This is a genomic window from Marmoricola sp. URHB0036 (assembly GCF_000426045.1).
Classification (GTDB): Bacteria; Actinomycetota; Actinomycetes; order Propionibacteriales; family Nocardioidaceae; genus Marmoricola.
Genome location: NZ_AUEP01000018.1, coordinates 16204 through 33571, shown reverse-complemented (window position 1 = coordinate 33571; position 17368 = coordinate 16204). Strand labels below are relative to the sequence as shown.

18 protein-coding genes are annotated in these 17368 nt (G+C 71.0%); 5 read left to right on the top strand and 13 right to left on the bottom strand.

From position 1 onward, the window contains the following. Positions 1–119: 119 nt before the first annotated feature. Genes H976_RS0118960 through H976_RS0118950 form a run of 3 tightly spaced genes read right to left on the bottom strand, consistent with a single transcriptional unit; the run spans position 120 to position 4361 of the window. Positions 120–1277, bottom strand: a complete 1158-nt coding sequence (locus H976_RS0118960; protein WP_231388994.1) for an aromatic acid exporter family protein — start codon at positions 1275–1277, stop codon at positions 120–122. Beyond that, entirely contained in the window at positions 1255–2769 is a 1515-nt protein-coding gene (locus H976_RS0118955; protein ID WP_231388993.1) for an aldehyde dehydrogenase family protein, read from the bottom strand. The genes H976_RS0118960 and H976_RS0118955 overlap by 23 nt, the downstream gene beginning before the upstream one ends. Further along, on the bottom strand, positions 2766–4361 hold the full coding sequence (locus H976_RS0118950) for a GMC family oxidoreductase (RefSeq protein ID WP_027862823.1): 1596 nt from the start codon (positions 4359–4361) through the stop codon (positions 2766–2768). The genes H976_RS0118955 and H976_RS0118950 overlap by 4 nt, the downstream gene beginning before the upstream one ends. Positions 4362–4505: 144 nt before the next feature. Here H976_RS0118950 and H976_RS0118945 point away from each other — a divergent pair, with 144 nt between their 5' ends. Both H976_RS0118945 and H976_RS0118940 read left to right on the top strand, forming a co-directional pair. After that, positions 4506–5900 carry a wax ester/triacylglycerol synthase family O-acyltransferase gene (locus H976_RS0118945; RefSeq protein WP_051277067.1) on the top strand — a complete coding sequence of 465 codons (1395 nt, stop codon included), beginning with the start codon at positions 4506–4508 and terminating at the stop codon, positions 5898–5900. 195 nt (positions 5901–6095) lie between these two features. Next, positions 6096–7049 carry a type IV toxin-antitoxin system AbiEi family antitoxin domain-containing protein gene (locus H976_RS0118940; protein ID WP_027862821.1) on the top strand — a complete coding sequence of 318 codons (954 nt, stop codon included), beginning with the start codon at positions 6096–6098 and terminating at the stop codon, positions 7047–7049. 101 nt (positions 7050–7150) lie between these two features. Here H976_RS0118940 and H976_RS0118935 read toward each other — a convergent pair whose 3' ends face one another. The 5 genes from H976_RS0118935 to H976_RS27310 form a co-directional block, all read right to left on the bottom strand. After that, positions 7151–7456 carry a helix-turn-helix domain-containing protein gene (locus tag H976_RS0118935; protein ID WP_027862820.1) on the bottom strand — a complete coding sequence of 102 codons (306 nt, stop codon included), beginning with the start codon at positions 7454–7456 and terminating at the stop codon, positions 7151–7153. Between the two features lie 74 nt (positions 7457–7530). After that, positions 7531–8187 (bottom strand): response regulator transcription factor, encoded by a 657-nt coding sequence (locus tag H976_RS0118930; RefSeq protein WP_155918536.1) that lies wholly within the window; start codon positions 8185–8187, stop codon positions 7531–7533. 55 nt (positions 8188–8242) lie between these two features. After that, positions 8243–8749 (bottom strand): flavin reductase family protein, encoded by a 507-nt coding sequence (locus H976_RS0118925; RefSeq protein ID WP_027862818.1) that lies wholly within the window; start codon positions 8747–8749, stop codon positions 8243–8245. Continuing rightward, positions 8746–9915: a MacS family sensor histidine kinase gene (gene macS, locus H976_RS0118920; RefSeq protein WP_231388992.1), complete on the bottom strand. Its 1170-nt coding sequence runs from the start codon at positions 9913–9915 to the stop codon at positions 8746–8748. Before macS ends, H976_RS0118925 begins: the two co-directional genes overlap by 4 nt. A gap of 4 nt (positions 9916–9919) precedes the next feature. After that, on the bottom strand, positions 9920–10684 hold the full coding sequence (locus tag H976_RS27310; protein ID WP_036227417.1) for a 1-acyl-sn-glycerol-3-phosphate acyltransferase: 765 nt from the start codon (positions 10682–10684) through the stop codon (positions 9920–9922). A gap of 161 nt (positions 10685–10845) precedes the next feature. On the opposite strand from H976_RS27310, the gene H976_RS0118910 reads away from it, so the two are divergent. Genes H976_RS0118910 through H976_RS0118900 form a run of 3 tightly spaced genes read left to right on the top strand, consistent with a single transcriptional unit; the run spans position 10846 to position 13370 of the window. Then, positions 10846–11646, top strand: coding sequence for a carboxylesterase (locus H976_RS0118910; protein ID WP_027862816.1), 801 nt, complete (start codon positions 10846–10848; stop codon positions 11644–11646). Further along, on the top strand, positions 11643–12098 hold the full coding sequence (locus H976_RS29080) for a hypothetical protein (protein ID WP_051277063.1): 456 nt from the start codon (positions 11643–11645) through the stop codon (positions 12096–12098). The genes H976_RS0118910 and H976_RS29080 overlap by 4 nt, the downstream gene beginning before the upstream one ends. Positions 12099–12131: 33 nt before the next feature. Continuing rightward, complete coding sequence (locus H976_RS0118900) at positions 12132–13370, top strand: TIGR00300 family protein (RefSeq protein WP_027862815.1); 1239 nt, start codon at positions 12132–12134, stop codon at positions 13368–13370. On the opposite strand, the gene H976_RS27300 is transcribed toward H976_RS0118900, so the two are convergent. From H976_RS27300 to H976_RS0118875, 5 genes are read right to left on the bottom strand one after another with little or no spacing between them, the layout of a single operon-like run. Continuing rightward, the gene (locus H976_RS27300) at positions 13303–14298 is read right to left on the bottom strand and encodes an ROK family protein (RefSeq protein ID WP_051277061.1); all 996 of its coding nucleotides are present in this window, start codon (positions 14296–14298) and stop codon (positions 13303–13305) included. The genes H976_RS0118900 and H976_RS27300 overlap by 68 nt on opposite strands. A gap of 16 nt (positions 14299–14314) precedes the next feature. Next, complete coding sequence (locus H976_RS0118890; protein ID WP_027862814.1) at positions 14315–15259, bottom strand: ROK family glucokinase; 945 nt, start codon at positions 15257–15259, stop codon at positions 14315–14317. After that, a complete protein-coding gene (locus tag H976_RS0118885) occupies positions 15256–15717 on the bottom strand; it encodes a hypothetical protein (RefSeq protein ID WP_027862813.1) in 462 nt (153 codons plus the stop codon). Before H976_RS0118885 ends, H976_RS0118890 begins: the two co-directional genes overlap by 4 nt. Further along, complete coding sequence (locus H976_RS0118880; protein WP_027862812.1) at positions 15714–16901, bottom strand: ArsA family ATPase; 1188 nt, start codon at positions 16899–16901, stop codon at positions 15714–15716. The genes H976_RS0118885 and H976_RS0118880 overlap by 4 nt, the downstream gene beginning before the upstream one ends. 23 nt (positions 16902–16924) lie before the next feature. Next, on the bottom strand, positions 16925–17362 hold the full coding sequence (locus tag H976_RS0118875) for an SRPBCC family protein (RefSeq protein WP_027862811.1): 438 nt from the start codon (positions 17360–17362) through the stop codon (positions 16925–16927). Positions 17363–17368 lie beyond the last annotated feature (6 nt).

The following is a 17368-nucleotide window of genomic DNA, read 5'->3' as shown; positions in this document are numbered from 1 at the left end:
CCCGGCCATCTGTTCAGTGGAGGCGCGATGTTTCACCCCTCCACTGACAGTTTGGCCGGGCGCCCGGCCAAACCACGGACCACCAAAGCGACCACCAATGCGACCACCGACCGACGGGCCTACTCCGGCGCCAGCGGGATCAGGTCGGTGGCGGCGAGCGGGTCGAGCCCGGTGACGGCGAGCAGGTCTGCCACCAGCGAGCGCACCTGCGCGAGGATCACCTCGGCGGAGAGATCACGGGTGCGCTCGACGTGGGCCGTCTCGCGCCCCAGCTCGACCAGCCGGTCGCGCACGGCGGTGGCCGCTCGGCCAGCACGCAGCTCGTCGGCGATGGCGTCGGTGAGGTTGGCGAGGTCGTCCAGCAGGGCGGCGTACGACGGTGGGATCGGCTCGTTCCGGTAGGCAGCCACCGCCACCCGCCTGACCAGCACGCGGGTGTTGCGCAGCGCGAAGTCGAGGGGCTCGACCAGCTCGGCCATCGCGCGCACCCGCCCGCGGTGCCGACGCCGGAAGGGCGACGACCGCACCACCGAGAGGCCCTCGTCGGCGGCTGCGCGGAGCTCACCGATGAGCTCGTCGGTGGCTCGCGCGTCGCGGAGCACCTCGAGCGCCTGGTCGACCTCCCCGTCCAGGATGCTCTCCGCGGCCGCGCGCAGCAGTGCGGAGATCTTCCGGACGATCACGCCGGCCTGCTCGCGAGGACGCCGCAACGGTGCCCGGGGTACGACGGCAGCCGCGACCAGGGCGACTCCCCCGCCGATCAGGGCGTCGGTCCAGCGGGAGAAGGCCGCGCCCGGGTAGGGCAGCAGCGTCGCCACCACCACCGCCTGGACGGCCGCCTGGGTGACGAGCAGGTTGCCCTGGTCCAGGAGCAGCGCGGTGGACATGGCGAGGGTCACGATCAGGGCCACCTGCCAGCCCCCGACCCCGAGCGCCTGGATGAGCATGTCGCCGAGGAAGACCCCGAGGGACACCCCGACGGTGACCTCGCCGACCCGCCGCAGGCGCTGGCCGTAGGACGTGCCGAGGCAGACCACCGCCGCCACCGGCGCGAAGAAGGCGCGTTGGTGGTCGAAGACGTCGGTGGCGATCGCCCACGCCGTCCCGGCCGCGATCGCGCACTGGCCGACCTGCCAGCTCTTCGCCCGGAGCCGGGCCCCCCGCTGCCGCAACGAGGTGCGGCCGCGGGTCATCGCGAGCTCGAGGTGCGGGGCGGCTGCGGCCCCGTAGCGCGTCAGCTGCTCGCGCGCACCACTACTTCTTGAGCGTGGATCCACGGCCGTGGAGCATCGTGACGATCTGGGTCAGCTGGTTGTCGGCCTTGGCGGTGCGGGCGAAGGTGGTCAGCGCGAGCGCCGGCTTGAACCGCTGGCGGGCGATCGCCTTGGCGTAGGTGAACTCCTTGAGCCCGTCGGGCCCGTGGATCCGGCCGAAGCCCGAGTCGCCGACCCCGCCGAACGGGAGCGCCGGGATGCCGGCGAAGGTGATCATCCCGTTGACCGCGGTCATGCCGGAGCGGATTCGTTCGGCGAGCTCCATGCCGCGCGCCTTGGAGAACACCGTCGAGCCCAGTCCGTAGCGGGTGCCGTTGGCCTTGGCCACGGCCTCGTCCATGTCCCTGACCCGGGTGACGGTCACCGTCGGGCCGAAGGTCTCCTCCTGCACCGCCGAGGAGTCCTCGGGTACGTCGACCAGGATCGTCGGCTGCACGAAGCGATCACCCACCGCGTTGGGACCGCCGAGGACCGCCCGGCCGCCGCGGTCGATGGCGTCCTGGATGTGGGAGCCGATGACGCCGAGCTGGCTGGGCATCGTGATCGGCCCGATCTTCGAGTCGGGGCTGTCGTCGGCGGTGAGGTCCCGGGCCTTGTCGACCAGTTGGGAGAGGAACTCGTCGTAGACCCGGTCGTGGACATAGATGCGCTCGACCCCGACGCAGGTCTGGCCGGCGTTGGAGCACGCGCCCCAGAGGGCGGCGTCGGCCGCCGCCTCGAGATCGGCATCCTCGTCGACGAGCACGGCGTCCTTGCCACCGGCCTCGATCACCACGGGCGTCAGCGTCTCGGCGCAGGCGGCCATCACCTTCTTGCCGGTCGCGGTCGAGCCGGTGAAGGCGAGCTTGTTCACCCCGGACCGGCACAGGGCGGCGCCGGTCTCGCCGAGGCCGGTGACGACCTGGAACACGGGGTGATCGGGGACCACCTCGGCGAACGTCGCGGCCAGCCACTGGCCGACCCCGGGCGTCAGCTCGCTCGGCTTGAACACCACTGCGTTGCCGGCGGCCAGGGCGTAGGCGATCGAGCCCATCGGGGTGAACACCGGGTAGTTCCACGGGCCGATCACGCCGATCACGCCGAGCGGGAGGTACTGCACCGTCGCCGCCTGGTTGGCCATCACCAGTCCGGCGGAGACCTTCTGACGGCCGAGGACCTTCTTGGCGCGCTTGGCGGCCCAGGACACGTGGTCGAGGGCGAGCGCGGCCTCGAGGGTGGCGTCGCTGTGCGGCTTGCCGGTCTCCTCGTGCACGACGTTGGCGAGCTGGGCGATCCGGCGCGTCATCACGCCCTTCCACAGGGTCAGCAGGTCCGCCCGCTCGTCGTACGACAGGCCGGACCACCAGGCCGCAGCCTCCTGGGCACGGTCGACAGCGGCCTTGACCTCGTCGGGGGTGTGCACCGGATGGGTCCCGACCACGTCGCCGGTGCGCGGGTTGAGCGAGTCGAAGGTCTGCCGGGTGGCGGTCATCTCGGCGGTCATCTCGGGGGTCATTGCGCGCTCCTGATCAGGTCGGACGCCTTCTCGGCGATCATCACGGTGGGGGCGTTGGTGTTCCCCCGGGGTACGGCGGGCATCACGGAGGCGTCCACGACCCGGAGACCGTCGACCCCGTGGACCCTGAGCTCGGGATCGACCACGGCGTCCTCGCCCGAGCCCATCGCGCACGTCGCGACGGGGTGGTAGAGCGTCTGCGACCAGGTGCGCAGGTGTTCGACGAAGTCGTCGTCGCTCGGGCTGTCCGGCAGCTGCCAGGGCCGGACCAGGTGGCGGGCGAGCGGTCCCTGGCTGGAGATCTCCCAGGCCCGCTTCATGCCGGCGAGCATCGCGTCGAGGTCAGCGCCGTCGTCGTAGTACGCAGCATCGATCTCCGGGTGCCAGGCCGGATCGGCCGAGCGCAGCCGGAGCGAACCGCGGCTGCGCACCGAGACCAGGGTCGGGGCGGCGGTGAACATCCGCTCGGTGGGCTCGTGGAACCCGTTGTCGTAGAAGCCGGCGGGGGCCACGTGGTACTGGACGTCGGGGGCCGGCAGGTCGTCGCGGGTGCGCAGGAACCCGCCCCCCTCACCGACGTTGGAGGTCAGCGGTCCGGTGCCCCTGGTCTTCCACCGCAGCAGGCTGCGCACGTTGTTGTACTCCGCCAGGTCGGTGGTGCCGCGGGTGTACCAGAGCATCGGGACCACGGGATGGTCCTGGAGGTTCTGCCCCACACCCGAGACGTCGGCGACGACGTCGACGCCGTGCTCCTCGAGGTGGGCAGCCGGCCCGATGCCGGAGACCATCAGCAGCTGCGGGCTGTTGATCGCACCACCGCACAGGAGGACCTCCCGCGTCGCCGTGGCCGTGATCTCGCGGCCACCGGCGCGGTAGGTCACCCCGGTCGCGCGACCACCCTCGACCACGATGCGGGTGGCGAAGGCGCCGGTCTCGACGTCGAGGTTCTCGCGGTCGCGCACCGGCTTGAGGTAGGCCTCGTTGACCGACCAGCGGCGACCCTTGTTGCAGGTCACCTGGTAGCGGCCGGCTCCTTCCTGCTCGGCGCCGTTGAAGTCATCGGTCGGCTTCAGGCCGGCGCTGACCGCGCTCTCGACCCACAGGTCGGTGAGCTCGTGGGTGTAGCGGCGGTCCTCGACGTGCAACGGGCCGTCGTGGCCGTGGTACGGCGCGCCGAGCCGGGTGTTGCCCTCGGCACGGATGAAGTACGGGAGCACGTCCTCGTGGCCCCAGCCCTTGGCGCCGTACTCGTCGCGCCAGGAGTCGTAGTCGGCGGCGTTGCCCCGGATGTAGATCATCGCGTTCATCGACGAGCACCCGCCGAGCGCCTTCATCCGCGGCCAGTAGGCGCGTCGGTTGTGCAGCTGCTTCTGCTCGGTGGTGGTGTAGTTCCAGTCCCACCGCGTCTTGAACAGCGCCGGGAACGCGGCCGGGATCGAGATCTCGTCGGCCTCCGCCTCCGGGCCGGCCTCGAGCAGCAGCACGCGCACGCCCGGGTCCTCGGTGAGTCGGGCCGCGAGGACCGCGCCGGCGCTCCCGGCACCGACGATGACGTAGTCGTGCCCGCCGAAGCGCGCGCTGGTCTGGGTCACGGGACCTCCCGGTGCTCGACGTCGTCGCCCGAGGCCGAACCTATACCCCGTCGCGGTGCCCGGCTGCGGACGCCGGGTGTTCAATCGGCGTCAGACACGCGAGGATGCGCACACCTGTGAGAGGGGGCCCTTGTGGCAGTTCCGATGGATCCGACGTCGGCGGCGTTCCTGTACGCCGAGAACCGGCAGATGCCGATGCACGTCGGTGGCCTGCAGCTCTTCGAGAAGCCCGAGGGCGCTCCGCGCGACTACGTGCGTCAGATCTACGAGCAGATGTCCGAGGTCGAGGAGATGGCGCCGCTGTTCCTCAAGCGGCCGACCCGCGGCATCACCACTGCCGGCCAGTGGGCCTGGACGCAGGACGACGCCTTCGACCTCGAGTACCACTTCCGGCACAGCGCCCTGCCCAAGCCGGGTCGCGTCCGCGAGCTGCTCGAGCTGTGCTCGCGGCTGCACAGCACTCGTCTGGCCCGCGAGCGGCCGTTGTGGGAGGCGCACCTGATCGAGGGCATGCGCGACGGGCGGGTGGCGCTCTACACCAAGATGCACCACTCGCTGGTCGACGGCATCTCCGCGATGCGGCTGTTGCAGAGCGTGATGACCACCGACCCCGACAAGCGCGACATGCCCGCGATGTGGGCGGCCCGGCCCGGCAAGAAGACCGAGAAGGCCCGTGACGAGGCCGAGCACAGCTTGGCCGCCGTACCCCTCGACGCCATGCGTACGGCGCTCGGCATCACCGCCGACGCCGCCGGACTGCCCGCGGCCCTGGTCAAGACCCTGAGGAGCGGCCTGAAGAACGAGACGTCGGCCCTCTCGCTCTACGCCCCGCGCACGATGTTCAACACCACCATCACCGGCTCGCGTCGCTTCGCCGCGCAGGGCTGGCCGATCGAGCGGCTGCGCGCGATCGGCAAGGCCAGCGGGACGACCCTGAACGACGTGGTGCTCGCGATGTGCTCCGGCGCGATCCGTACCTACCTCATCGAGCACGACGCCCTGCCGGACTCGGGGCTCGTCTCGATGGTGCCGGTGGGCCTGAACGCGAAGCAGTCGCAGTCGGCCTCCGGCGAGGGCGGCAACGCGGTCGGTGCGGTGATGGTCAAGCTCGGCACCGAGCTGCACGACCCGGCCGACCGGCTCGCTGCGATCCACGGGTCGATGAAGACCGGCAAGGAGGCGCTCGGCTCGATGACCCAGCTGCAGATCATGGCGATGAGCGCCCTGGGCATGGCCCCGTCGATCGTCACGCCGATGCTGCGCCTGCACGGCATCATCCGCCCGCCGTTCAACCTGATCATCAGCAACGTGCCCGGCCCCCGCTCGGTGCAGTACCTCAACGGCGCCAGGATGACCGGCACCTACCCGCTGTCGATCCCGATCAACGGCATGGCCCTGAACATCACCTGCAACAGCTACGCCGACGACATGGACTTCGGCCTCACCGGCTGCCGCCGCAGCGTCCCCCACCTCCAGCGCCTGCTCACCCACCTCGATGACGAGCTGGGTGCGCTGGAGAAGGCGGCGGGGGTGGCGTAGGGGCTCGTGGGTGCCGCGGTTTCCCCGGACGTCCGGGGAAACCCAGGGCTGGCGGGCAATACTTCGCCTGCCAGCCCACAAGACTGCCTGCCAGCTCTGACCATTTCGCGTCCACAGAGGCGACCACGGCGGTGCGCTCCACAGCTCGGATGACGAGCCGCGCGCGGCGCCACGGACCTGGCACACCCTCACCGCATGTACGACGAACTTCGCCAGATCTGCGACACACATGGGATCTTCCTGCGGCACGAAGCGATTGCCCTCGGCTACACCGATGAGCACTTGGCACGCGCCGTCCGACGTGGGGTCCTGACACGCGTACGACACGGGTCCTACTTCTTCCGGGAGCTGTGGGATCCGCTGCCCGGCGATGAACGGCACATCGTGCGTGCCATGGCAGCCCTGCGCACCGCAAAGACCAACCTGGTCTTCTCTCACGTCACCGCGGTTGTCCTGCACGGTGCGCCAACCTGGGAGCTTCCACTCGACATGGTGCACGTGACGCGCACCGACCGCAGGGGTGGGCGCTCAGAGGCCGGACTCGTGCAGCATCGGGGGCTGCTGGTCCCCCGAGACATCGTCGAACTCGACTCACTCAGCGTCACGTCCCCGACCCGAACGGCACTCGATGTGACGCGAATTCTGGACGTCGAGCACAGTCTCGCCGTCGTCGACCACTTTCTGCATGTCGGCGCAACGACCAAGGCGAATCTCCGGGAGGGAGCCGAGGCCATGCGTCTGTGGAAGGACACCCTGACGACTGACCTCGTCATCCGCCTGGCCAACCCACGCTGCGAATCGGTCGGCGAGTCACGAACGTCCTACAAGCTCTGGCGCCATGGCGTGCCCGCACCGAAGACCGGTTACGACATTTGCGATGCCGCCGGAAAGTTGCTGGCCCGGCTCGACTTCGCCTGGCCTGAGCTGGGTGTCTTCCTCGAGTTCGACGGGAAGGAGAAGTACCTCAAGTACCTTCGCCCGGGCGAGAAGCCGCTGGACGCCATTCTTCGCGAGAAGAAGCGCGAGGAGCGGATCTGCGGTCTCACCGGCTGGCGATGTATTCGGATCACCTGGGCCGACCTGTATCAACCCGAACAGATGATCGCCCGCATCATGTCGGCCCTGGCCGGTGGCCCCGTCCACGTCTGACAACAAATCCACCAAGGTTGGCAGCCGACCTTCCGGGCTGGCGCACCAAACTTTGCCTGCCAGCCCTCAGTTTCCCCGGACGTCCGGGGAAACCCTGTCCTCTACGCGGCCGACGCGACAACCCCACCCGGGGCGGGCGGCTGGAGGGCCTCGAGGGCGAGCTCCTCGTCGGCGACCTGGTCGCTGACCTCGCGGAGTACGCCGGACAGGGGGACGTCGAGGGCTTCGCAGAGGGCGGCGAGGAGCTCGGAGGAGGCTTCCTTCTGGCCGCGCTCGATCTCGGAGATGTACCCGAGGCTGACCCGGGCGGACGACGAGAGCTCGCGCAGGGTCATTCCCTGACGCATCCGCTCGGCCCTCAGCACGTCACCGAGCGATGCGCGGAACAGCAACGTTCCCTGGCCCATGTCGTGCTCCTTCTCCGGTGTGTCTCGTGGTCAACGCTACCCAACGCGTGGTTCTTCCCCGCGCGCGCCCGGCCTCACGGCGCGCCCCCGGGGAGATCCTCGTCGTCGAGGCCCTGCTCGATCGCGTAGCGCACCAGCTGCACCCGGTTGTGCAGCTGCAGCTTGCGCAGGGTGTTCTGGACGTGGTTCTGGACGGTCCGGTGCGAGAGCACCAGACGCTCAGCGATCTGCTTGTAGGAGAGCCCCTTCGCCACCATCCGCAGCACCTCGGTCTCGCGCTCGGTCAGTCGCGGGGCGCCGTCCGTGGCGTCGGCCGGGGTGTCGGAGAGGCGGCGGTACTCCCCCAGCACCAGCCCGGCCAGGCCCGGGGTGAAGACGGTGTCACCGTGGGCGACCCGTCGTACGGCGTCGAGCAGCTCGTCGCGAGATGCCGACTTGACCAGGTAGCCGGTCGCGCCCGCCTTCACGGCCTCGAGCACGTCCTGCTGCTCGCCGCTCGCGGACAGGATCAGCACCCGCACGCCCGGGTTCTGGCGGACCACCTCGGCGGTCACCGCCACGCCGTTGGGCTCGGGGATCTGCAGGTCGAGCACGAGTACGTCGGGCCGCGCGGCCGGGAACCGGGTGATCGCCTCGGTGCCGTTCGACGCGGTGGCGACGACGCGCATGCCGGCCTCGGTCAGGTCGCGGGCCACGCCCTCGCGCCACATCGGGTGGTCGTCGACGACCATCACCCGCAGCTGCTGCTCGTCCGTGTCCGAGGTCACGCGCGCACCCTAGCCGCCCTCACCCGTCCTGGCGGCGGTATCGCCCACGTCGATGCACCAGCGGCTCGGCGTCGTCACCGAGGACGACGTCGACGACCCGGGTGACCACGAGGTCCGACCAGCCGACGGTCTCGCTCGACTCGAGCTCGACCGCTGCCCAGGAGGTCGCCGAGACGAGGCGTGGCCCGAACTCGGTCTGCTCCCACTCACCCATCCGGAACGGGCCGCCGGGCGACGGCAGCTGGCCGGCGAAGGCCTCGGCGAGGTCGCGGTGCCCCCACTCGAGCAGCTGTACGACGGACCGACCCGTCTCCGCCAGCACCGAGCGCAGGTCCGAGTCGGGATCGAGCAGGGCGATCAGGCGACCCGGCTCGCCACCGGCCACCATCACCGAGGAGACGGTGAGGCCGGCCCACTCCTCGGTGCCGCTCGTCCAGAGCGTGACCGCCCCGCCGAGTCGACCGCGGAGGCGGCGTACGGGATCCGGGTCCGGGTCGAGGAAGGGATGCTCGGAATGGATGGTCATCGCGGCACGTCGAGCTCCCACTCGGTGCCCTGGCCGGCCGTCGACCGCAGCGTCGCCGTACCCCCGAGGTCGCGCAACCGGCCGACGATCGACTGCTGCACGCCCAGTCGTCCCTCGGCAGCGGACTGTTCGAGGCGCCCCTCGGGGATGCCCGGCCCGTCGTCGCGCACCGACACGACCCACCGGTCGTCGAGCTCCTCCAGCAGCACCCAGGCCTCCGCGTCGCGCCCGACGTGGTGGCGCACATTGCTGAGACAGGACTCGACGGCCGCCAGTACCTCGCTGGCCCGCTCGGCCGGCAGCATCGCGGGAGTTCCCGGCACGGCCACGTGGACGTTCGGACTCTGCAGCTCGGCCAGCATCCGTACGAGGTCGCGGTCACCGAGCGGCGCCACCAGCTCACGCGAGTCCTGCTGCACGAGCCCCCGCAGCTGCACCTCCTGCTCCCCTGCCAACCGGCCGAGCTCGCGGCCGTCGGGCCCGAGCTCCGGAGCCCGTCGCTGCACGAGAGCGAGCACCTGCAGCACCCCGTCGTGCACCACGCGGGCCAGCCGCTGGCGCTCGGCCGCAGTGGCGGCGGCGCGCTCGGCCCGGTCCCGCTGCCCGGCCATCTGCTGGAGCAGCCCGGAGAGGAAGCCGACGATGGCGCCGCCCACGACCAGTAGGAAGATGTTGCCGTAGATCTTCTGGGTGATGTCGTCGCGGATGCTGATGTCGGCGACGGAGACCACCACGGCCGCAGCGAGACCGCCCTGCCAGCGCCAGAGGATCGCCCACGCGAGCACGGCCCCCATCACCCAGAAGCCGGGCAGGGTCGCGTTCAACCCCTCGCCCTTGACGTACGGCGAGACGCCGATCGCCGCGACCGCGACGAGCAGGTCCGCGACCAGGAGCAACGGAGTACGCCGAGCCGGTGCGGCGTACGCCCACACGGCGAAGACGGTCCACACGACGAGGAACCCCATCACCAGCCAGCCCGCGACGGGGTGGTCGTAGTGGTCGTAGCGCACCAGGTAGATGCCGATGGCGTTGAGCAGCACCACGAACCGAAGCACCCCGAGGGCGCGCAGCATCGTGTCCTGGACCGGCACGTGCCGCCCAAAGCCGATTTCCGGGCCGATCTCCGGGTCGAACCGCGGCTCGGGGGCTGTCGCCGCCGGCGTCACGGGGTCAGGAGGCCTTCGCGTCCGGGCCGGACGTGCTCTCGCCGGTCCCGGCGACCTTCTCGGACTTCGGGTCCGCCTTCTTCTGGTCGGCCTTCTTCTGCTCCTCCTTGGCCACGGAGGCGTACTGGTCGACGTACTCCTGGCCGGAGAGCCGCATGATCTCGTACATGATCTCGTCGGTGATCGACCGCAGGATGTAGCGGTCGTTCTCCAGGCCCTCGTAGCGCGAGAAGTCGAGCGGCTTGCCGAAGCGGACCATCGGCCGGGTGAAGCTGCCGAACCGCTTTCCGGGTGGCGCGACCACGTCGGTGCCCACGACGGCGACGGGGACCACCGGGACGCCGGTCTCGAGCGCGAGTCGGGCGACGCCGGTCTTGCCGCGGTAGAGACGGCCGTCGTGCGATCGGGTGCCCTCGGGGTAGATGCCGAACAGCTCACCCTCATCGAGCACCCGCTTGGCCGCGGTCATCGCACCCTCGGCGGCCGACGCACCGGAACGGTCGATGGGCACCTGGCCGGCCCCGGAGAAGAAGCGCTTCTGGAACCAGCCCTTGATGCCCGGGGAGTTGAAGTACTCCGCCTTGGCCACGAACGTGACCCGGCGCGCGAGCGTGAGCGGCATGAACAGCCAGTCGGCGTAGGAGAGGTGGTTGCTGGCCAGGATGGCCGGACCCTCGTCCGGGATGTTCTCCGAACCCGAGACCCGCGGGCGGAAGACCACTCGCAGGAGCGGACCGATGGCGATCCACTTCAAGAACCAGTAGAACACTCGGCACACCTCCCCTTCATGCTGCTCGCGCCCTCACGGACGAACCTTAGTGGCCGTACCCGAACTTCGCTCGACCCTCCGGCCACGATCCCACTGGCCCCGCTCAGGAACGCGTGACACGATTGCCGCGCCCCCCGTCACAGCCCGCCAGGAGACCATCCGTGTCCGTGCATCCTCTCGCCGAGCCGTTCGTCGCCGACGGGGATGCCACCTCCCCCCGCGGCCGGGTCGGCATCCTGCTCAGCCACGGGTTCACCGGCTCCCCGGCCTCGATGAAGCCCTGGGCCGAGCACCTCGCCGCCCAGGGGTACGCCGTGTCGGTGCCGCGACTCCCCGGGCACGGGACGACCTGGCAGGAGATGAACAAGACGACGTGGGCCGACTGGTACGGCGAGGTCGAGCGTGCGTTCGAGGCACTGGCCAACCAGGTGGACACCGTGGTCGTCTGCGGACTCTCCATGGGTGGCGGGCTGGCCCTCCGGCTGGCCGCCAACCACCCCGACCGCGTCGCCGGCCTGGTGCTGGTCAACCCGGCGGTCGGGAGCGACCGCAAGGACGTCAAGCTGCTGCCCGTCCTCAAGCACGTCATCCCGGCCATGCCCGGGATCGCCAACGACATCAAGAAGCCGGGAGTCGAGGAGCACGGCTACACCAAGACGCCGCTCCGGGCCGCCGACTCCATGTTCCGGGCCTACAAGGTGCTGGTCTCCGAGCTCGGCCGCGTCACCTGCCCGATCCTGCTGCTCCGCTCGACCGAGGACCACGTGGTGGACCCCTCCAGCAGCCGCGCCATCCGCGGCGCCGTCTCCTCGACCGACGTCCGCGAGGAGATGCTCGAGAACAGCTACCACGTCGCGACGCTCGACAACGACGCGCAGCAGATCTTCGACGGCTCGGTGGCGTTCGTCGAGCGGGTGGCCGGCCTGACCTCGGGCGCGACCGGGGGCCAGGCCGAGCCGTGAGCACGCCCCGCGACCCCGACGACGAGACCCCGGGCGGTCAGGACGACCTCTCCGGCGGCGTCTCCGCCGACGAGGCGGCCTGGCGCTCGATCATCGACAACTACGGCGACCGCCCCGAGATCACCGACGAGCCCGAGATCGAGATCCCGGGTTCGCCCCGCGGCGCGTTCCCCGAGGAGGAGCCGGAGCCGCCCGAGCCGGTCGAGGTCGAGGAGCACTACGTGCCTCCCGCTCCACCGCCGCTCCCCCGGCCCGAGCCGCGCCGGTTGCTGGCCTGGCTGGGCCTGTTCGGCGTGCCGTCGGTCGTGCTGGTCGCGCTGATGGCCCAGGTGAACCTGCCGAACTGGCTGGGTCTGATACTCATGGTCTGGTTCGTCGGCGGGTTCGTCTACCTGGTCGCCTCCATGCGTCCGGGAGCCGGCGACGACTACGACGACGGGGCGGTCCTCTAGGCCCGCGCCGGGATCCAGCTGGGAGGACTACGCGTGAGCTACAGCGAGATCGTCGAGATCCGGGGCCACCTGATCGACACGGCATCCCTGTCCAAGGTGCTCAACGACATCGGCGAGTACGGCGGCGACTACCGGGTCGAGCAGTTCGACATCGGGCACGGCTCCGACGACCCGTCGTACTGCCGCATCAGCGTGTCCGCCGACCACGAGGACATCCTCCAGCGGATCCTGATGCGCCTGCAGATCCACGGGGTCAACCAGGTCGATCCCGGCGAGGCCGAGGTCAGTGTGGCCGAGCTCGACGGCGTCTTCCCCGACGGCTTCTACTCCAGCACCAACCTCGAGACGCAGGTGCGACTCGAGGGCCGCTGGATCGACGTACAGCACCCCGAGATGGACTGCGGCCTCATCGTGGAGGGCGAGGGCCCCGGGATCGTCGTACGCACCCTGCCGATGGCGGACGTCGAGAAGGGCATGAAGGTCCTGTGCGGCGCCGACGGCATCAAGGTGACGGTGCCGGTGACGGAGACGAGCGACGGCGACTTCGGCTTCATGGAGTCCGACGTGTCCAGCGAGAAGCCGCAGGCGGTGCTGGTGCGCCAGGTGGCCGAGGGGATGCGCGAGGCCAAGGAGGCCGGCAAGAAGGTGCTGTGGGTCGGCGGTCCGGGCGTCGTGCACACCGGTGCGGCGCCGGCGATGGTGGCCCTCATCGAGGCGGGGTACGTCGACGTCCTCTTCGCCGGCAACGCCCTGGCCACCCACGACATCGAGTCCTCGCTCTACGGCACCTCGCTGGGCATCGACCTGGCAGAGGGCCGCGGGGTCAAGCACGGTCACGAGCACCACATCCGCGCCATCAACACCATCCGCAAGGCGGGGTCGATCGGCGCCGCGGTGGAGCAGGGCGTGCTGAGCAGCGGGATCATGCACTCGCTCGTCACCCACGACAAGGAGTTCGTGCTGGTGGGCTCGGTGCGCGACGACGGACCCCTGCCGGACGTCTACACCGACGTCATCGACGGCCAGCGCGCGATGCGAGCCAAGCTGGCTGACGTCGGCTTCTGCCTGATGGTGGCCACCATGCTCCACTCGGTCGCGACCGGGAACATCCTGCCGGCCTCGGTGCCGCTCGTCTGCGTCGACATCAACCCGGCCACCGTCACCAAGCTGGCCGACCGGGGGTCCTCGCAGGCCCGCGGCATCGTCACCGACGTCGGGCTCTTCCTCGAACAACTCGCGATGGAGCTCTCCCCCACCTACCGACGCGCCTGATCCGACCGGCGGTCCGGGCGAGGTCGGCGACACCCACCACGCCGGCGAGCGGACCCAGCTCGGCGCGGACCAGCTGGGGCAGGTCGCGGAAGCCGGCGCCCACCAGGCTGTCTGCCAGGGCGGCCCGCGCAGGCTCGAGGAGCAGCTCACCGGCCGCCGAGACGCCACCGCCGACGACGATGATCTCCGGGTCGAAGGCCGCGGTGAGGTTGGCCGCACCGACGCCGAGCCAGTAGGCCACCTGCTCGTACGCCGCGGTCGCGACCAGGTCACCCTCGTAGGCCGCCGTCGTGAGGGCCGGACCGGAGAGGTCGGAGCCCTCCTCCTCGGCGGCCCGGGCCAGCGCTCGACCCGAGCAGTACTGCTCCCAGCACCCCCGGCGCCCGCACTGGCACGCGCGTCCGTCGGGGACCACCTGCATGTGCCCGAACTCGCCCGCCATGCCGTTGGCGCCGCGGTGCAGCGAACCGTGCACCATCAGGCCGCCCCCGATCCCGGTGCCGAGCGTGATCATGACGGCGTCGCGCATCCCCCGTGCCGCGCCGAACCGCCCCTCGGCCCAGAGCGCCGCCGTGGCGTCGTTGTCGACGAGGACGTCGCCCTGGATCCGGCCGGCGAGCCGCGTGGTGAGCTGCTTCGACAGGTGCTCGTCACGCCACGGCAGGTGGGGGGCGAAGCGCACCCGCTGTGCGTCCCGATCGACGAACCCGGCCGCCGCGACGCCGACCGGGCAGCGGCCGTAGACGGCGAGCAGCCGGCTGGTGACGTCGACCAGGGCATCCTCGACCTCGGCCGCGGTGGCGCCCTCCGGCCCTGTGCCGGTGCCCGGCGTGGCGGTCGCCTCGGTGTCCAGCACCCGGCCGGTGCTGTCGACGACGGCGGCGAGCACCTTGGTGCCACCGATGTCGACCCCGATCGACGGGATCACGAGGCGGGCTCCGAGCTCACCGGTGTCTCGCCAGGTCGGCGACCCCGATCAGGCCGCCCGCATTGCCGAGCCTGGCCTGGCGTATCTCGAGCATCGGCCGGTGCCCGCGGGCGGTGACGTGCCGCTCGAAGCTCTCCCGGAGCGGGTCGAGCAGCAGGGCTCCCGCCTCGCCGACGCCGCCCCCGATCACCACCACGTTGGGATCCAGCACGGCGGTGAGCGTGGCCACCCCCTGGCCGAGCCAGTCGCCGAGCTCCGCCAGGCGCGCGACAGCGAACGGGTCGCCGTCCTGGGCGGCCGCCGTGACCAGTGGCCCCGTGATCTTGCTCGGGTCGCCCCCCGCCCGCGCGAGCAGGCCCTTGGCTGACTCGGGGTCGGTGACCGCGAGCTCGCGGGAGACGCGCACCAGGGCCCGTCCCGAGCCGTAGGACTCCAGGCAGCCGAGGTTGCCGCAGCCGCAGACGACACCGCCGGGCACCATCGTGATGTGGCCGACCTCGCCACCCATGCCGAAGCCGCCGCGCACCAGCTCGCCGTCGATCACCACTCCGCCGCCGACGCCGGTGCCGACCGTCAGCATCAGCAGGTCCTCGACGTCCTCGCCGGCACCGAACGTGAACTCGGCCCAGGCAGCCGCGTTGGCGTCGTTCTCGACGATGACCGGGAGCTCCAGCTCCTCCTCCAGGAAGCGCTTCAACGGCTCGTCTCGCCAGGCGAGGTTGGGGGCGAAGACCACCATCGCGCGCGCCTTGTCGACGAAGCCCGCGGCGGAGACCCCCACCGCCTCGACGGGCTGGGAGTCGGTGAGGGTGCGCACCAGCTCACCGATCGTGCGCACGATCTGCTTCGGGTCGGTGGCCGGCGACTGGGTGCGTTCCCGCGCGATCACCTGGCCGTGCTCGTCGACGAGCCCGGCCGCGATCTTGGTGCCGCCGACGTCGACGCCGACCGTGTAGCTCACGGTTCCTCGTCCCAGCTGCCCCCGTCGTCTCCGTCGTCGAGGTCGATCTTCTGCACCGGCGGGGAGGAGGACGGGCTGGTATGGGTGGCGAGCAGGCCGGCGGCCGCGTGCATCAGCGAGCTGGCCGCCACCGAGAGGTGCTCGCGCACCTCCGGGCTGGTCGAGCGTACGACGTGGATCACCTGGCAGACCGGGCAGTAGCGGCAGTCCTCGCTGTCGGTGGCGATGTGCTCGTTCACGTCGCGGACGGCGTGCGCGAACGTGCTCGCGGCACCGGCCGCGCTCCCGGCGTAGTCGGTGCCCTGGTCGCGCGCCCACTCCGACAGCGCCCCCAGGAGCTTCGCGGCCTCCTCGCCCACGGAGCCGACGGGCTCGTGCTCTCCCCCGCTCCCCTGGGGTCCCTCACCGGATCCGGGCGGTGGCTGATGCCCCTCGGTGGGTCCCTCGGTGTCGCTCACGGCTGCTCCTCCTGCTCGAACCGGAACCGTACCTGCAGCGCGCCGTCCTCGACGCGCGCGGCCGACACGGTGTGCCGGCTGAGGGCGGCGGGGAGCGAGAGCAGGCGACGGTAGGAGCCGACCGTCACGACCAGCTCGTCGCCGTGGCGGGCCAGGTCGACGTCTTGTCGCTGGGCGAAGGGCAGCGCGATGCGCAGGACGGCGCCGGTGCTGGTGCGGGTGATCGTGAGCGGTCCCTCGCCGCTCTCCGGGATCGCGAGCGAGTCGTCCCCGCCGTACGCCGCCTCGGCGAAGCCGGCCAGTGCGTCGACTCCCATCGGCTCGTCGGCCCGGTAGCCGGAGAGCCAGATCGGCAGGTCGGCGAACGACTGCCGCACCTCGGCCAGCACCGCCTGCTGCGCCGCCACCCAGCCGGCACGCCACTCGTCGCCGCCACCTTCGGGAAAGACCCGGTTGGCGATCACGCCGTCGACGCGGTAGCCGTAGAGCGAGAGGGTGGTCAGCGAGCGCCGCGCCTCCGCCACGACCACGGTCTCGGGGGTGAGCACCAGCCGGACGGTGGCGTCCTTCTCGGTCAGGATCTGCTGGACCTGCTCGAGGTCGGCGTGCAGCCGCTCGACGGCGTCGAACACCGCGTCCTCCGGCATCGGCACCCCGGCCGCGCGGCTGAGCATCGGCCGCAGTGCCCGCACCACGCGACGCTGGACCCCGAACACGCGCGTCATGTACCACCCGAGGGCCTCGGGCAGGGCCAGCAACCGCAGTGTCTCGGCGGTGGGGGCGCAGTCGACGATGACGACGTCCCAGTCTCCGCTGACCACGTGGTTGCGCAGCTCCAGGAGCGCCAGCACCTCCTCGGCACCGGGGATGACGGTGAGCTCCTCGGCGGTGATCGGATCGACCCCGGCGGCGTCGAGGACCGACATCAGGTAGCCCTGGATCTCACCCCAGGACCGCTCGAAGCGACGCTGGGCGTCGACCTGGTGCACCCACAGGTTCGTGGCCACCTCGACCGGCTCGCGGCCCACCTGCCGGCCGAACGCGTCACCGAGCGAGTGCGCGGCGTCGGTGGAGAGGACGAGGGTGCGCTGGCCGGCCCGGGCGGCGAGTGCGGCCGTACCGGCCGCACTGGTGGTCTTCCCGACCCCGCCCTTGCCGGTGAACAGGATGATGCGAACGCTCACGGATCAGCCAGCTCCTGCGCGCGTCAGCGCAGCGACTCGACGCGCTTCTTCAGGCCCTTCAGAGCGGTGTCGATGATGACCTTCTCGGCCTTGCGGCGCAGCAGGCCGATCATCGGGATGCTCAGGTCGACGGCCAGTCGGTAGGTGACCTCGGTCCCGGACCCCGACGGCTCGAGGACGTAGGCCCCCTCCATCGCCTTGAGCATCTTCCCCTCGGTCAGCACCCAGGTGACCGAGGAGTCACCCTTCCAGTCGTAGGCCAGCGTGTAGGAGTCCTTGATCGGCGCGGCCTCGAGCTCGAAGTGCACCCTGTCCGCGCGACCGCCCGCGCCCTCCTCGACGACCTCGGCCTTCTTCATCCCCTGGGCCCACTCGGGGTAGGCAGGGAAGTCGGCGATCACGGCCATCACCTCGGCCGCAGGGGCGTCGATGACGATGCTGGACGTGGTCTGCTCGGCCATCTGGTG

Coding starts and splice junctions, on each gene's coding strand:
- H976_RS0118875 (WP_027862811.1), bottom strand. CDS start 17,362: ATGGCCGAGCAGACCACGTCCAGCATCGTCATCGACGCCCCTGCGGCC.
- H976_RS0118935 (WP_027862820.1), bottom strand. CDS start 7,456: ATGGGCCAGGGAACGTTGCTGTTCCGCGCATCGCTCGGTGACGTGCTG.
- H976_RS0118925 (WP_027862818.1), bottom strand. CDS start 8,749: ATGACCATCCATTCCGAGCATCCCTTCCTCGACCCGGACCCGGATCCC.
- H976_RS0118930 (WP_155918536.1), bottom strand. CDS start 8,187: ATGGTCGTCGACGACCACCCGATGTGGCGCGAGGGCGTGGCCCGCGAC.
- H976_RS0118940 (WP_027862821.1), top strand. CDS start 6,096: ATGTACGACGAACTTCGCCAGATCTGCGACACACATGGGATCTTCCTG.
- H976_RS0118955 (WP_231388993.1), bottom strand. CDS start 2,769: ATGACCCCCGAGATGACCGCCGAGATGACCGCCACCCGGCAGACCTTC.
- H976_RS0118945 (WP_051277067.1), top strand. CDS start 4,506: ATGGATCCGACGTCGGCGGCGTTCCTGTACGCCGAGAACCGGCAGATG.